This is a genomic window from Type-E symbiont of Plautia stali (assembly GCF_059731115.1).
Window position 1 is genome coordinate 3,176,633 of record NZ_AP035906.1, and the last position, 15,071, is coordinate 3,191,703.

Sequence of the window (15,071 nt, forward strand, 5' to 3'; positions counted from 1 at the left end):
CTTTTGTTTAGTAAATTAAACACCATGACATCGAATCCTGATTACCAATGTGATGTGTTAATTGTGGGTAGCGGTGCTGCAGGCCTGTCTCTGGCGCTGCGACTGGCACCCTATTACCAGGTGACCGTGTTAAGCAAAGCACAGGTGAACGAAGGTTCGACGCTGTATGCTCAGGGCGGTATCGCCGCGGTGTTTGATGAAACAGACAGCATTGAATCTCACGTCGAAGACACATTAATTGCCGGTGCAGGCTTATGTGAGCGCGAAACCGTTAGCTTTATCGCCAGCAATGCGCGCCGTTGCGTGCAGTGGTTGATTGATAACGGCGTGGCCTTCGACAAGGAACCACAAGGTGACGGCGAAGCGCGTTACCATCTGACGCGCGAAGGTGGTCACAGCCATCGTCGAATCCTGCACAGCGCCGATGCCACTGGCCGCGCGGTGGAAACCACGCTGGTGAGCCAGGCGCTAAGCCACCCCAACATCCGTATTATTGAACGCACTAACGCCGTTGATTTAATTCTTTCCGACAAACTGGGGCTGCCGGGCAAGCGTCGGGTAGTGGGCGCGTGGATCTGGAACCGCAATCGCGAACAGGTGGAAACCTGTCGTGCTCGTGCGGTGGTACTGGCCACTGGCGGTGCAGCAAAAGTGTATCAGTACACCACCAACCCGGATGTGGCCTCTGGCGATGGTATTGCGATGGCATGGCGTGCTGGCTGCCGTGTCGCCAATCTGGAATTCAATCAGTTCCACCCCACCTGTTTATTCCATCCTCAGGCACAGAACTTTTTGCTCACGGAAGCGTTGCGCGGCGAAGGCGCATGGCTGTTGCGCCCGGATGGTACCCGTTTTATGCCTGATTTTGACGAGCGCGCTGAACTGGCCCCGCGCGATATCGTGGCGCGCGCTATCGATCATGAAATGAAGCGTTTGGGTGTCGATTGCATGTATCTGGATATCAGCCATCAGCCAGAGAGTTTTGTCCGCGCGCACTTCCCGATGATCTACGAGAAATTGCTGACCTTCGGACTGGACCTGACCAAACAGCCCATTCCCATCGTTCCTGCCGCCCACTACACCTGCGGTGGCGTGATGGTGGATCAGCAGGGCCGCACCGATGTTGATGGGCTATATGCCATTGGCGAGGTGAGCTATACCGGCCTGCACGGTGCCAATCGTATGGCATCGAATTCTTTGCTGGAGTGTCTGGTGTATGGCTGGTCTGCGGCAGAAGACATGATTCGCCGCTTGCCGGATGTTGCCGCCGTCGAGCAACTGCCGGCCTGGGATGAAAGCCGGGTCGATGACGCGGACGAACGCGTAGTGATTCAGCACAACTGGCATGAACTGCGCCTGTTCATGTGGGATTACATGGGAATTGTGCGCACCACCAAAAGGCTTGAGCGCGCACTGCGCAGAATTAATTTACTACAGCAGGAGATCGATGAGTATTACGCGCATTTCCGCCTCTCCAATAACCTGCTGGAGTTACGCAATCTGGTGCAGGTGGCGGAGTTGATGGTGCGCTGTGCGCTGGAACGCAAAGAGAGCCGTGGCCTGCACTATACGCCTGATTATCCCGATCAACTCCCGGAAGCTTTACCGACTCAACTCCAGCCAGAGCATTATCGGAACAGATAGAAATCACTCACCAGACTCAGCCAGTCAGCCGAATAGCTCTTATCTTCATCACGAATGGCGAGACGTTCCAGCAACGTTTCGCCTGCCGTGGGCGAGAAACCTAACACCAGACGATTCGGCGGACGATGCGCGTAAGCCGCCACGTCGTAGCGATATCGCAGATGCCAGCCTTCAGCCAGCGCCAGCGGGATAAGATTTTCTCCCGCATCCTCGGGCAGCACCACGCAAAAAATCCCCTCTTCTTCAATTAGCTGAGCGGCACAGCGCAATAGCGTGGGATGATCCAGGGTGGTGGTACTGCGCGCGCTATCACGCTCTGCGCTGGCTGACGCCGTTCCCGGCGCAAAAAAAGGTGGATTGCTGACGATCAGGGAGTAGCGTTTTTCCGATTGCTCGCTCCAGCTGACGATGTCCTGTTGATGTACAGTGATGCGATCGGCCCAGGGAGAAGCCTGCACGTTTTCCTCAGCCTGGCTAGCCGCACTGGCTTCCAACTCGACGGCATCCAGCATCACTTGTTGTGGCGTACGCTGTGCCAGCATCAGCGCAATCAATCCGCTGCCGCAGCCAATATCCAGAATTCGTCGCGCGCCTGCCACTGGCGCCCAGGCACCCAGTAACACGCCATCGGTGCCGACTTTCATCGCACAGCGGTCATGCGCCACGAAAAATTGCTTAAAGGTAAAACCATCTTTTCTTAACATTGCCCGCGTCTGCGGCTGGTCCTGAGACATACTTCACTACCGTTGAATTATCTACTGCGGGGAGTGTAACGTGGTCGTGAGGGGAATTCACCTTCACCTGCTGCACACAAACAGATGAAGATTATGTCTGTTCTGTCTATAATCAGCGCCCCAAACTGAGGTAGACCATGACCGTAACCACATTCTCCGAACTCGAACTCGACGAAAGCCTGCTGCAAGCGCTGCAGGAAAAAGGCTTCACGCGCCCCACTGCCATTCAGGCTGAGACCATTCCTGCCGCGCTGGAAGGCCGTGACGTTCTGGGTTCGGCGCCAACCGGAACGGGGAAAACCGCTGCTTTTCTGCTGCCCGCTTTACAGCATCTGCTCGACTTCCCACGCAAAAAATCGGGCCCGCCACGTATTTTGATCCTCACGCCAACCCGCGAACTGGCGATGCAGGTTGCCGATCACGCACGTGAGTTGGCTAAACACACGCACCTGGATATCGCTACCATCACCGGTGGTGTGGCTTATATGAACCACGCCGAAGTGTTCAGCGAAAACCAGGACATCGTGGTGGCCACCACCGGCCGCCTGCTGCAGTACATCAAAGAAGAAAACTTTGACTGCCGCGCGGTTGAAACACTGATTCTGGATGAGGCCGACCGCATGGTCGACATGGGCTTCGCGCAGGATATTGAAACCATCGCAGCGGAAACCCGCTGGCGCAAACAGACGCTGCTGTTCTCCGCCACGCTGGAAGGCGAAAACATCAAAGACTTCGCCGAGCGCCTGCTGAACGATCCGGTATCAATTGAAGCGGATCCCAGCAAAAGCGAACGCAAGAAGATTCAACAGTGGTTTTATCGTGCTGACAACCTTGAGCACAAAACCAAGCTGCTGGTGCACCTGTTAAAACAGCCTGAAGCCAAGCGCGTGGTGGTGTTTGTGCGTAAGCGTGAGCGCCTGCATGAATTGGTGACCTGGCTGCACGAAGCCGGCATTCGTACCAGCTATCTTGAAGGTGAGATGGTGCAGGTAAACCGCAATGAAGCGATTAAGCGTATCAATGAAAATCGCGTCAATGTAATGATTGCAACGGATGTTGCGGCACGCGGTATCGACATTGATGATGTTACTCACGTCATCAACTATGACCTGCCTCTTACTGCCGATATCTACTTGCACCGCATTGGTCGTACGGCGCGAGCTGGACGTAAAGGCACGGCGATTTCGTTGGTAGAGGCACATGACCATGTGCTGCTGGGTAAAATTACCCGTTATATCAACGAACCGATTAAAGCGCGCATCATCGAAGAGTTGCGTCCGGAATCGCGTGCACCGAGTGCTAAAGTCACGGGTAAACCGTCGAAAAAAGCCCTTGCGAAGCGTAAAGAGCGCAAAGAGAAAGAAGCTGAAAAACCGCGTGTTAAACAACGTCATCGCGACACCAAAAATGTCGGTAAACGTCGTAAGGCCAGCGGCAGCAGCACACCTGAGAGCGGTGCAGAATAAATCAGCACTCACTCAATAAAGCGCCTCTGATGAGGCGTTTTTTTTATCTTTAGCCTGCCAAAATAACGCTTCGGTTAAATTTTTGCTGTGAATCCCCTTTCCGGCATTCCCATCTAAGATCGATAAAGACAAAAAAGCCGCGCCGAAGGGTATCGGCGCGGCCTGTATTGCTGTGTGACTTTTCGTCAGCCGATCAATTACAGACTTTCAGTGAAAGTACGAGTAATCACATCGCGCTGCTGTTCAGGGGTAAGCGCATTAAAGCGCACCGCATAACCAGACACACGAATGGTCAGTTGCGGATATTTTTCCGGATGCTTAACCGCATCTTCTAAGGTTTCGCGGCGCAGCACGTTGACGTTCAGGTGCTGGCCCCCTTCAATACGCACCTCGGGTTTCTGCTCCAGCGGGATTTCACGGTAAGCAATGTCGCCCAGATCGCTGATCGCAACGATCTGATCTTCCGTGAAATCGCCTTTTGAGCACAGGCAACGGGCTTCCGCTTTCTCGTCATCCAGTAACCAGAATGAGTTCAGCAGTTGTGGGTTATTGGCCTGAGTAATTTGAATACCGGTAATCATAGTGACCTCCAGGGCTTAAATGCGCGATGTTTCCTATCACGCGGTGTATCCATTGATCTGACACATTGATATACCACCGGGGATTTGCCGCCGTTTTGACCTGTATCAATTATGCTGGCAAGCCAAATTCGCTTCATCGCTAACAAATTGATTTACAACCATTATGCCTGATAACTTTTTCTGTATTTTTTCAAATTATTTTTGCCCTTCTGCTGCCGCGTGCGACACGTTAAGCTAGGCGCAAATTTTTGCAGGGAGTTAACGATGGCTGAGAAGCTGACCTGGCACGACGTGCTGGCTGAAGAGAAAGAAAAACCTTACTTCGTCGAAACGTTAAAAGCGGTCGCCAATGAACGTGCCGCAGGTGTGACCGTATATCCGCCGCAGAAAGACGTGTTCAATGCCTTTCGTCTGACGGAACTGGGCGACATTAAGGTGGTGATTCTGGGTCAGGATCCCTACCACGGCCCGAATCAGGCGCACGGTCTGGCGTTCTCCGTGCTTCCCGGCGTGCCCACGCCTCCTTCACTGCTGAATATGTACAAAGAATTGGAGCAGGATATTGCGGGCTTCACTCGCCCTCAGCACGGCTTCCTCGAAAGCTGGGCCACACAAGGTGTGATGCTGCTGAACACGGTGCTGACGGTAGAAGCCAGTAAAGCGCATTCCCACGCGCGATTCGGCTGGGAAACCTTTACCGACAATGTGATTAGCGCGATCAACCAGCACCGTGAAGGCGTGATTTTCCTGCTGTGGGGTTCGCATGCTCAGAAGAAAGGCAGCATTATCGACACCCAGCGCCACCATGTTTTGAAAGCGCCGCACCCTTCCCCGCTTTCAGCCCATCGCGGCTTTTTTGGCAGCAAACACTTTTCACAAGCGAATGCGCTGTTGAGCCAGTCTGGTCAGACGCCGATCGACTGGATGCCCGTTCTGCCATAGAAATAAAAACGGCCGCAATCAGCGGCCGTTTTTGTGTTCAGCAGGGCAATCAGCCTTTAGCTTTGGTCACTGCCACCATCGCTGGACGCAACAGGCGGCCATTAAGGGTATAACCACGCTGCATCACCATCAGTACATGGTTCGGCGCCATATCTTCTGATTCAATCATCGACATCGCCTGATGCACATCCGGGTTGAATGGCACGTTGGTTTCACCGACCACTTCAACACCGTACTTACGCACGGCACCCAGCAGGGATTTCAGTGTCAGTTCGATGCCTTCAATCATCGAAGCCAGTTCGGTGTTCTCTTTATCGGCCACTTCCAGCGCGCGCTCCAGGCTATCAATCACTGGCAGCAGTTCGTTGGCAAATTTTTCCAGCGCAAACTTGTGCGCTTTTTCCACATCCATTTCGGCACGGCGACGGATGTTCTCAATCTCCGCCTGAGCGCGCAGCTGTGCTTCACGCACGCCACCTTGCGACTGGGCTAATTCCGCTTCCAGTTGCGCGATACGCTCATCACGCGGATCCACCTCAGTTGCCGTCTCTGCGTCCACGTGCTGCTGATCCTGTTGAATTTCGTCTGAGACTTGCTCGTTAGGGGTGTTCTGTTCTTTACTACTCATGAATTTCTCCGCGTTTTGCACATTCATCTCGCTGGTTGGCTTATTATGGGGATCAGTTTGACGGTTTCAAGTGAACCCATCACATTGCCTGGCCGTTTTGGCTTATGAGGAACACGCGCTAAATGAACAAACACTTTAACTGCATTGGGATTGTCGGCCATCCGCGCCATCCTACTGCGTTAACCACCCATGAAATGCTCTGGCGCTGGCTGACAGCAAAAGGCTATGAGGTGATCGTCGAGCAGCAGATTGCGCGCGAACTGAACCTGAAAGATGTGGAAACCGGCAGCCTGGCTGAAATCGGCCAACGTGCAGATTTAGCCGTGGTAGTGGGCGGTGATGGCAATATGCTGGGCGCCGCACGCGTGCTGGCACGTTATGACATCAAAGTGATTGGGATTAACCGCGGTAATCTCGGTTTTCTCACCGACCTCGATCCCGATAACGCACAGCAACAGCTGGATGATGTGCTGCAAGGCGAATACTTTGTCGAAAGCCGTTTCCTGCTAGAGGCGCAGGTGTACAAAGAAGCGTGCTCACCGCGTATTGGAAGTGCCATTAATGAAGTGGTGCTGCATCCAGGAAAAGTGGCACACATGATTGAATTCGAGGTGTATATCGATGAGGTCTTTGCGTTTTCCCAGCGTTCGGATGGCTTAATCATCTCGACACCTACCGGCTCAACCGCTTATTCCCTCTCAGCAGGTGGCCCGATTCTGACGCCATCACTGGATGCCATCGCCATTGTGCCCATGTTCCCGCACACACTTTCTGCCCGCCCGCTGGTGATCAACAGCAGCAGCACCATTCGACTGCGTTTCTCATCTCTGCGTAGCGACCTGGAGATCAGCTGCGATAGCCAGATTGCACTGCCTATTCAGGAAGGAGAAGATGTGTTGATTCGCCGTAGTGCGCATCATCTCAACCTGATCCATCCTAAAAATTACAATTATTTTAATACGTTAAGCTCAAAACTGGGCTGGTCAAAAAAATTGTTCTGAAAATCACCGCCAGCCACTTTACTGTATAAAAAACCAGTTTATACTGTATGAAAAACCATATCTGTTTTTACATACAGGTGATTTCATGCTGGCACAACTGACCATCAGTAACTTTGCTATCGTTCGTGAACTGGAGATCGACTTTCATCGTGGGATGACAGCGATCACGGGGGAAACCGGCGCAGGTAAATCCATCGCAATCGATGCGCTGGGCCTGTGTCTGGGCGGCCGCTCTGAAGCAGATATGGTGCGTCAGGGTGCCAGTCGTGCCGATATCTGCGCGCGTTTCCAACTCAAAGCTTCACCCTCCGCCCAGCGCTGGCTGATGGAGAATCAGCTTGATGAAGGCAACGAATGCCTGCTTCGCCGTGTCATCAGCGCCGATGGCCGTTCTCGTGGCTTCATCAATGGCACGTCGGTGCCGCTGTCACAACTGCGTGAGCTGGGTCAGCTGCTGATTCAAATCCACGGCCAACATGCTCACCAGCTGCTGCTTAAGCCGGATCACCAAAAACATCTGCTGGATGCTTATGCGGCTCATGATGACCTGCTTGATGAGATGCGTCAGCACTACCAGCGCTGGCATCAAAGCTGCCGTGCGCTGGCTCAGCATCAGCAGCTGTCACAGGAGCGTGAAGCACGCCGTGAACTGCTGCAATATCAGCTGAAAGAACTGAATGAATTTGCCCCGCAGCCGGGCGAATTTGAGCAGATTGATGAAGAGTACAAACGTCTCGCTAACAGCGGCCAACTGCTCTCTACGAGTCAGCAGGCTCTGCAAATTCTCGCCGATAGCGATGACACTAACCTGCAAAGCTTGCTGTATAGCGCGCGCAATATGCTCGGCGAATTAGTATCGCTGGATGACAAAGTGAGCGGCGTGTTCAATTTGCTGGAAGAGGCAGCGATTCAACTGAGCGAAGCCAGCGATGAGCTGCGCCACTATTGTGAACGTCTGGATCTCGATCCCAATCGTCTGCATGAACTGGAACAACGTCTGTCACGCCAGATTGCCCTCTCACGTAAACATCATGTGTCGCCAGAAACCTTACCGGTGCTCTATCAGCAGTTGCTGGACGAAGCAGAACAACTGTCGCAGCAAGAGAGCGATCAGGAAACGCTGCAAAATGAAGTGGGTTCACACCATCTGGCGGCGGTGGCCTGCGCGGAAAAACTGCATCAGTTGCGTGAACAGGCGGCGCATGAACTCAGCCAGTTGATCACCCAGAGCATGCGTACTCTGTCGATGCCGCACGGTCAATTTGCTATTAAGCTGGAGTTCAAAGCCGATCAACTCACGGCAGATGGTGCTACACGAATTGATTTCCGCGTGACCACCAACCCTGGCCAGCCGTTGCAACCACTCGGCAAAGTGGCATCAGGGGGTGAGCTGTCGCGTATTGCGCTGGCGATTCAGGTGATCACCGCACAGAAAATGGAAACCCCGGCCATGATCTTCGATGAAGTGGATGTCGGCATCAGTGGCCCAACGGCTGCGGTGGTCGGTCAGATGCTGCGCCAACTCGGCGAATCCACCCAGGTGATGTGTGTGACGCACTTGCCGCAGGTTGCCGGTTGCGGACATCAGCACTTCTACGTCAGCAAAGAGACCGATGGCGAGATGACCGAAACCCATATGCAGCCGCTGGATAAACGAGCTCGCCTGCAGGAACTGGCACGTTTGTTAGGCGGTAGCGAAGTCACGCGCAACACGCTGGCCAACGCAAAAGAACTTTTAGCAGCCTGATTCCGCACTTTTTTCTGGCCTGGTGGTCATATGCTTGCTCTGTAGAGGTTTCCAATAGGACAAAGGTTTATTATCATCGGCAGTTATATCGCCATAATAAAGCCTGCCGTAAGCAGAGTTCAGAATTTGATGGCAACAAAACAGCCTGACAAAAGGCGTTTGGCCCCAGAAAAGGAATGTATAGATGCGCTGTAAAACGCTGACTGCCGCGGCAGTGGTAATGTTGATGATGACCGCCGGATGTTCCACCCTTGAGCGCGTTGTATATCGTCCGGATATCAATCAGGGGAATTACCTGGTCGCCAACGATGTTTCGAAGATTCACACCGGCATGACGCAGCAGCAGGTTGCCTACACTCTCGGCACACCGATGATGCACGATCCGTTTGGCAGCAATGTCTGGTATTACGTGTTCCGTCAGGAACCGGGTCATGAAGGCGTGAAGCAGCAAACCCTGACGCTGACCTTTGACAGCAACGGTACGCTGACCAATATCGATAACAAACCGAAACTCACTGGCAAAGAAGGCTAAGTGATCGGCAACAAAAAAGGCGCTTAAGCGCCTTTTTGTATCTGCGATTCCGCTATTTGTTGCTCGCCGAGCGTTCTGCTCGCTGGCGACGCATCTGTTTAGGATCCGCAATCAGTGGGCGGTAAATCTCCACACGATCGCCATCCTGAACCGCATCACCCAACTTTACTGGCCGGCTGAAAATACCCACCTTGTTGTTGGAAAGGTCGATGTCTTTGCGCAGTGATAACAAGCCCGAGGCTTTAATCGCCTGTTCGACGGTCGCGCCCTCTTCAAGCGTTACCGAACGCAGATACTGCTTGTTGGGCAGCGCATAAACTACCTCAACGGTGATATCAGGCACGGTAAACCTCTTTCGCGCGCTGACTGAACGCTTGCACCATACTGTTGGCCAGTTCTTTGAAAATACGACCGAACGCCATCTCCACCAACATATTGGTGAATTCGAAGTCGAGGCTCAGCTCAACTTTGCAGGCATCATCACCCAGAGAGGTGAAGTGCCAACCACCAGTCAGCTTACGAAAAGGGCCATCAACCAACTGCATTAGAATGCTCTGATTGCTGATCAACGTGTTGCGGGTAGTAAAGGTTTTACTGATGCCCGCTTTCGAGACATCTACCGCTGCCGTCATCTGATTTCCGCTGTTATCCAGCACGCGACTGCCGGTGCAGCCCGGAAGAAACTGGGGATAAGCGTCCACATCATTCACGAGCTGATACATCTGCTCAGCGCTATAGGGGACCAACGCCGAACGGCTAATCTGGGCCATAATGGTTCCTGTTCATCACAAAACCGTTGAATAATACCATTTTCGGACACCAAACAAAATTCACGGGTTTGCCAGCTGTGCTAAAATAGAGTGTTTTTTACCGCCCCCAGGACAGGGGGATGCGCCCACAGACTGAGTGATGTAGACTACGCCGCACTATGACAAAGAAAAAAGCTCACAAACCCGGTTCAGCCACTATTGCCCTCAACAAACGCGCTCGCCACGAATACTTCATTGAAGAAGAGTTCGAAGCGGGGATGTCGCTACAGGGATGGGAAGTTAAATCACTCCGCGCCGGTAAAGCCAATATCAGCGATAGCTACATTTTGCTGCGCGATGGCGAAGCCTATCTGTTCGGTTCCACTTTCCAGCCGCTGGCTGTTGCCTCTACGCACGTGGTGTGTGACCCCACGCGTAGCCGCAAGCTGTTGCTGAAGCAGCGCGAACTCGATTCGCTTTACGGTCGTGTCAACCGCGAAGGTTTCACGGTGGTTGCACTGTCGATGTACTGGAAAAACGCATGGGCCAAGCTGAAGATCGGCGTGGCGCGCGGTAAGAAAGAACACGACAAGCGTAACGATGTGAAAGATCGCGAATGGCAGATGGATAAAGCACGTATTATGAAGAATTCAAAGCGTTAAGCACTGGATTCAACCGTCACTTTTCTGTAGTATAAGAAGTTCTTGGGGCTGATTCTGGACTCGACGGGATTGTGAAGCCTTAGGTGCATGTCGAGGGGCGGTTTGCCTCGTTAAAAGCCGCAAAAAAATAGTCGCAAACGACGAAAACTACGCTTTAGCAGCTTAATAACCTGCCAAGAGCCCTCTCTCCCTAGCTTCCGCTCTTAAGACGGGGATCAAGAGAGGTCAAACCCAAAAGAGATCGTGTGGATGCCTTGCCTGGGGTTGAAGCACTAAATCTAATCAGGCTAGTTTGTCAGTGGCGTGTCTGTCCGCAGCTGGCCGGCGAATGTAAAGACTGACTAAGCATGTAGTACCGACGGTGTAGTAATTTCGGACGCGGGTTCAACTCCCGCCAGCTCCACCACATTATGTACCGGATACGTCCGGGTAAGTCTTGAAAGCCCGCTTGGAACCAGCCTCGCGGGCTTTTTTACGGCTGTAGTAGTCCGTAAAGATCCAGCCAAATCCAGCGATAATTGGTATACGGTAAGATGTATGCCAATAACGTATACCAATTCATGCAGAAAAGCCCCATATGGCAAGGACTACGCGCCCCCTCACAAACACAGAAGTTCTTCGATCTAAAGCCGCAGATAAAGATTTGACTCTGCATGATGGCGATGGGCTTTTCATGGTGGTGAAAACTAGCGGGAAAAAGCTCTGGCGTTTCCGCTATCAACGTCCGGCAACAAAGCAGCGTACTATGATGGGCCGCGGTGCCTTCCCTGCCCTATCGCTGGCCGATGCCAGACGCCTACGTGCTGATTATCTCTCCTTACTCGCTAACGGCATTGATCCACAGACGCAGGCCGAACAGGTAACGGAACAGCAGCAGATTGCATTAGACAGCATTTTCTCAACCGTAGCCGCCAACTGGTTTGCCTTGAAGCAGGCCAGCGTTACGCCGGATTACGCGAAGGATATCTGGCGTTCTCTTGAGAAAGATGTTTTTCCTGCCATTGGCGAGATCCCCGTGCAGGAAATTAAAGCTCGCAAACTGGTTGAGGCTCTGGAGCCGATTAAGGCCCGTGGTGCCCTTGAAACCGTTCGCCGCTTGGTACAGCGCATTAACGAGATTATGATTTATGCGGTTAATACCGGGCTGATTGATGCTAACCCTGCGTCAGGGATTGGGATGGCTTTTGAAAAGCCTAAAAAGCAGAATATGCCCACTCTAAGTCCGGAGGAACTGCCGAAGCTTATGCGTTCGCTGGTAATGTCTAATCTATCCGTTCCAACTCACTGCTTGATTGAATGGCAACTCCTGACGCTTGTGCGCCCTTTGGAGGCTTCTGGCGCTCGATGGGAAGAGATCGATCTCAATGCTAGACTTTGGACAATTCCCGCAGAGAGAGTGAAAGCAAAAAGAGAACATATCGTTCCTTTGTCTGATCAAGCATTAAATATACTCGAAATAATGAAAACTATAAGTGCTCATCGAGAGCATATTTTTCCAAGCTGGAACAATCCAAAGTTACCTATGAACAGCCAGACTGCTAATGCAGCTTAAAAAGAATTGGTTATGGCGGAAAATTAGTTGCGCATGGCCTACGCTCAATTGCCAGCACAGCGCTTAATGAACATGGATTTAATTCCGACGAGATTGAGGCGGCTTTAGCTCATTCAGATAAGAATGAGGTTAGACGTGCTTATAATCGTTCAACCTATCTGACTAAAAGATATGAATTAATGTCATGGTGGGGAAAAGAAGTCACAAAACACGATCCATAATAAATTTTTTTATCAATAAGTTATTGTAAGTTGGTTTGATGTTTGGTGGTATCATGCTAAAATATACCAATAGATTTAAATTTAGAAAAATATAGCTTTTATACGAAGAATATATCAATGAACGAATTGCAAATTAAAATCGCTTTAATAAAGTGGCTTTTTGACAGAGGCCAACTTATTGATGCAACGATCATTAATGAAATGGTAGTTGCTAATTGGAGTCGAAGGGCTGACTTGGTTATTGTTAATGGTAAAATACAAGCTTTTGAAATTAAAAGTGATCTTGATACGTTGACAAGACTTGATGGACAATTAGCCATCTTTACTTCAAGATTTGACAAGGTTACAGTGGTATGTTCTTCGCGCTTTACTTACGAGGTAAAAAGTAAAGTTTCATCCAATGTAGGTATTATCGAATTTGAAAACCAAGAAAAAAATATATCTTTTAAAATCATTCAGCGTGGTAAAACAGAAGAAATAAGAAATAAGAAATTTCTTTTAAACTACCTCACTAAGGCGGAGCTTGCTAATTTACTGAAAGAAAATAATGTGTTCAGGATTGACGGTTGCAGTCGGAAAGATATGGAAATGCAAGCCGAGAATCTAAGTGTAAAGAAAGTTAGAAATAATATATTATTGAATTTAAAAAATCGTTATAAAGAAACATCTGACAGCTTTGTAAGCACATTACCATTGAAGAAAGAGCTAAACGTTAATGACTTACAACTTTTAAGAAAAAAAAAGCAGCTTATCAAAAGTAACGTAAGCACTCTCGATACGGGAAACATTGAAACTTATAGCGATGAGCATTTATATGATATTGATGTTCTAAGGATGCAAAAAAAATATGGCGTGGACAATATCCCTACCGACTTACCATTACATGTTTTAAAAAGAGCTAAACCGAGGAGGTAGCCCCCCCTCGATTAGTTGTCAAAAGTCATCGTCAATATAATCTGTATATTCTAATTCTTCACATAATTCAGATTGTCTTGTGATATGCTGATTTACTCTAACAGCAATCCATTTCGCTGGGCTTCCCATTCCAGAGATGTCGCCTTTTGCAGCATTTCTGATCATCAATGCCCCCCAAGAAGTATTTTCATTGTACTCAGGATATTTCAATAAAATGCTTTTTGCTGCATCTATATAGCCCTGAGAATCAACCCCAGGCCTCCTTTCAAAATACCAAGCATCATCTAGTGCTATATCTATCCTTGGAACATATCTCCCCCCCATATCATCATACACTACAGAATGGATGGAGCTATGATCGCCGTATATAACTACATTTTTACCACCTATCGATTGATATAACTCTCGCTCAAGCATATCAATATATCCATAGTTTGCATTTTCACGACAAAAATTTGTAACTGAGTTTGGAAAACTCGTTGTTAATACACTAATAATCAACTCTGGAATTTCGTTTCTGAGTTGGTTTATTGCTGTTATAGCCGCAGAAGCAACTATAGGCACAGTGCCACGTACATAACCTAGATCAATAAAAACTATTGAACGCTCAGGGTTATCTAAAGAAATTAAAGAACTAATCACCTTGGTTACATCAGTATTAATATTTTTTATTCTGAAAGCAACGCGCCCCTTTTCTTTTTCAATCATCCGTGCCTGCTGAACTATTTCACGTAACTTTGCATTATCAGGCATTTGTATAATAGGAATTACGTTTTCTTTTTGTAGGCAGAAACTCCTCCAATTAGAAAAGTTATCTTCGGGCGAAAGTAAACTTTTACTAGATAAACAATGATGTTTTTCTTCTTTCGTTACATCTAATATAAAGGGCAGGCCTTCCATTGCGTTTATGGCTTTATCAAAAGAAGTTTGGATTTCTTCATTACGAGGCCATTTACCAAGTGTAATTATTGGTAGTATTTTCTCTTTTACTTGGTAAGAGAGTTTTTCTAACCCTAATATTTCAGCGGCCCTAGTCCTAAGCGAGGGATAATATTTGTATTCATCAAATTCAATCATCATGGTTTTTCCTTATTATTCTCCAGACTCCTGCCGCAGTGTAGTCCTTGGAGTTGCTACATGCTGTGGGTTGTTTTTTGCTAAATAATCCGCGATATTTTGCAATGATTCCTTTTGCTGAGTCATCAGGGTCAATTCATTAGATAATTCACAAGCCTTACTGGCATGCGTATCAGTGCTTTGGCTTAGTTTTTTAATCGCGAGATAGTTAAAATAACCAGTCAATAATGCTGCAATCCATCCAGATGCTATCAAAATCCATTGCGATAAATCCTTGTTTGTCAAATAAGTTGCTAATAACGTGGCCAAGGTTCCTATTACACCCACAACTCCATATATATGGTTGAGCATTTTACATATCTCATGCGCTATGTGATTACATGCTTTGTTAATACTTACTTACAACATTACCTTACAATATGGTATTTACAAAGCATCACCTTCAAACAAACGTGAATTTAGTTAATCAATCAGTAACGGTAAGACTAGGCATGAGAATTGCAGCTCTAATCTTTTTGCTGTTGCGCGCTCTCGTAGCCCCGCCACGCCTGCCCGCTTTATGCAGCGTTTTTCATGCACCTGCATGATTAGGCCTGAGCCGCGCCGCTGCTGGCCTTTCC

Annotated in this window: 15 protein-coding genes, 1 other RNA gene and 1 pseudogene; 10 read left to right on the top strand and 7 right to left on the bottom strand. The window is 49.5% G+C overall.

All coding sequences use genetic code 11. The features are described from left to right. Window positions 1-24: 24 nt before the first annotated feature. The gene (gene nadB, locus AC6I8L_RS14570) at window positions 25-1,644 is read left to right on the top strand and encodes an L-aspartate oxidase (protein ID WP_058959201.1); all 1,620 of its coding nucleotides are present in this window, start codon (window positions 25-27) and stop codon (window positions 1,642-1,644) included. On the opposite strand, the gene trmN is transcribed toward nadB, so the two are convergent. Beyond that, entirely contained in the window at window positions 1,629-2,378 is a 750-nt protein-coding gene (trmN, locus tag AC6I8L_RS14575; RefSeq protein ID WP_058959164.1) for a tRNA(1)(Val) (adenine(37)-N(6))-methyltransferase TrmN, read from the bottom strand. The two genes, nadB and trmN, sit on opposite strands and share 16 nt — an antisense overlap. A gap of 137 nt (window positions 2,379-2,515) precedes the next feature. Here trmN and srmB point away from each other — a divergent pair, with 137 nt between their 5' ends. After that, window positions 2,516-3,844, top strand: coding sequence for an ATP-dependent RNA helicase SrmB (gene srmB, locus AC6I8L_RS14580; protein WP_034825597.1), 1,329 nt, complete (start codon window positions 2,516-2,518; stop codon window positions 3,842-3,844). Between the two features lie 197 nt (window positions 3,845-4,041). Here the strand turns inward: srmB and grcA are convergent, their stop codons facing one another. Continuing rightward, entirely contained in the window at window positions 4,042-4,425 is a 384-nt protein-coding gene (grcA, locus tag AC6I8L_RS14585; protein WP_058959165.1) for an autonomous glycyl radical cofactor GrcA, read from the bottom strand. A 264-nt stretch (window positions 4,426-4,689) separates the two neighbouring features. On the opposite strand from grcA, the gene ung reads away from it, so the two are divergent. Further along, window positions 4,690-5,367: a uracil-DNA glycosylase gene (ung, locus tag AC6I8L_RS14590; protein WP_058959166.1), complete on the top strand. Its 678-nt coding sequence runs from the start codon at window positions 4,690-4,692 to the stop codon at window positions 5,365-5,367. Between the two features lie 49 nt (window positions 5,368-5,416). Here the strand turns inward: ung and grpE are convergent, their stop codons facing one another. Next, window positions 5,417-5,995 (bottom strand): nucleotide exchange factor GrpE, encoded by a 579-nt coding sequence (gene grpE / locus AC6I8L_RS14595; RefSeq protein WP_034825591.1) that lies wholly within the window; start codon window positions 5,993-5,995, stop codon window positions 5,417-5,419. Between the two features lie 122 nt (window positions 5,996-6,117). Here grpE and nadK point away from each other — a divergent pair, with 122 nt between their 5' ends. The 3 genes from nadK to bamE all read left to right on the top strand — a co-directional run bounded on the left by nadK (window position 6,118) and on the right by bamE (window position 9,275). Further along, a complete protein-coding gene (nadK, locus tag AC6I8L_RS14600; RefSeq protein WP_058959167.1) occupies window positions 6,118-6,996 on the top strand; it encodes an NAD(+) kinase in 879 nt (292 codons plus the stop codon). An 85-nt stretch (window positions 6,997-7,081) separates the two neighbouring features. Continuing rightward, window positions 7,082-8,743: a DNA repair protein RecN gene (gene recN, locus AC6I8L_RS14605; protein ID WP_058959168.1), complete on the top strand. Its 1,662-nt coding sequence runs from the start codon at window positions 7,082-7,084 to the stop codon at window positions 8,741-8,743. A gap of 184 nt (window positions 8,744-8,927) precedes the next feature. Next, window positions 8,928-9,275 (top strand): outer membrane protein assembly factor BamE, encoded by a 348-nt coding sequence (gene bamE, locus AC6I8L_RS14610; RefSeq protein WP_034825584.1) that lies wholly within the window; start codon window positions 8,928-8,930, stop codon window positions 9,273-9,275. Window positions 9,276-9,327: 52 nt separating this feature from the next. On the opposite strand, the gene AC6I8L_RS14615 is transcribed toward bamE, so the two are convergent. Further along, window positions 9,328-9,618 carry an RnfH family protein gene (locus tag AC6I8L_RS14615; RefSeq protein WP_058959169.1) on the bottom strand — a complete coding sequence of 97 codons (291 nt, stop codon included), beginning with the start codon at window positions 9,616-9,618 and terminating at the stop codon, window positions 9,328-9,330. Then, window positions 9,611-10,045 (bottom strand): type II toxin-antitoxin system RatA family toxin, encoded by a 435-nt coding sequence (locus AC6I8L_RS14620; RefSeq protein WP_034825580.1) that lies wholly within the window; start codon window positions 10,043-10,045, stop codon window positions 9,611-9,613. Before AC6I8L_RS14620 ends, AC6I8L_RS14615 begins: the two co-directional genes overlap by 8 nt. A 158-nt stretch (window positions 10,046-10,203) precedes the next feature. Here AC6I8L_RS14620 and smpB point away from each other — a divergent pair, with 158 nt between their 5' ends. The 4 genes and pseudogenes from smpB to AC6I8L_RS14640 all read left to right on the top strand — a co-directional run bounded on the left by smpB (window position 10,204) and on the right by AC6I8L_RS14640 (window position 13,374). After that, complete coding sequence (gene smpB / locus AC6I8L_RS14625; protein WP_034825578.1) at window positions 10,204-10,686, top strand: SsrA-binding protein SmpB; 483 nt, start codon at window positions 10,204-10,206, stop codon at window positions 10,684-10,686. 44 nt (window positions 10,687-10,730) lie between these two features. After that, window positions 10,731-11,092: a transfer-messenger RNA gene (gene ssrA, locus AC6I8L_RS14630) on the top strand. Between the two features lie 171 nt (window positions 11,093-11,263). Then, window positions 11,264-12,459 (top strand): annotated as a pseudogene (locus AC6I8L_RS14635) (integrase domain-containing protein). 117 nt (window positions 12,460-12,576) lie between these two features. Beyond that, window positions 12,577-13,374: a sce7726 family protein gene (locus AC6I8L_RS14640; RefSeq protein ID WP_498013936.1), complete on the top strand. Its 798-nt coding sequence runs from the start codon at window positions 12,577-12,579 to the stop codon at window positions 13,372-13,374. Window positions 13,375-13,392: 18 nt separating this feature from the next. On the opposite strand, the gene AC6I8L_RS14645 is transcribed toward AC6I8L_RS14640, so the two are convergent. Beyond that, on the bottom strand, window positions 13,393-14,454 hold the full coding sequence (locus AC6I8L_RS14645; protein WP_058959171.1) for a beta family protein: 1,062 nt from the start codon (window positions 14,452-14,454) through the stop codon (window positions 13,393-13,395). Window positions 14,455-14,466: 12 nt separating this feature from the next. Then, window positions 14,467-14,802: a hypothetical protein gene (locus AC6I8L_RS14650; RefSeq protein WP_058959172.1), complete on the bottom strand. Its 336-nt coding sequence runs from the start codon at window positions 14,800-14,802 to the stop codon at window positions 14,467-14,469. Window positions 14,803-15,071: the final 269 nt, after the last annotated feature.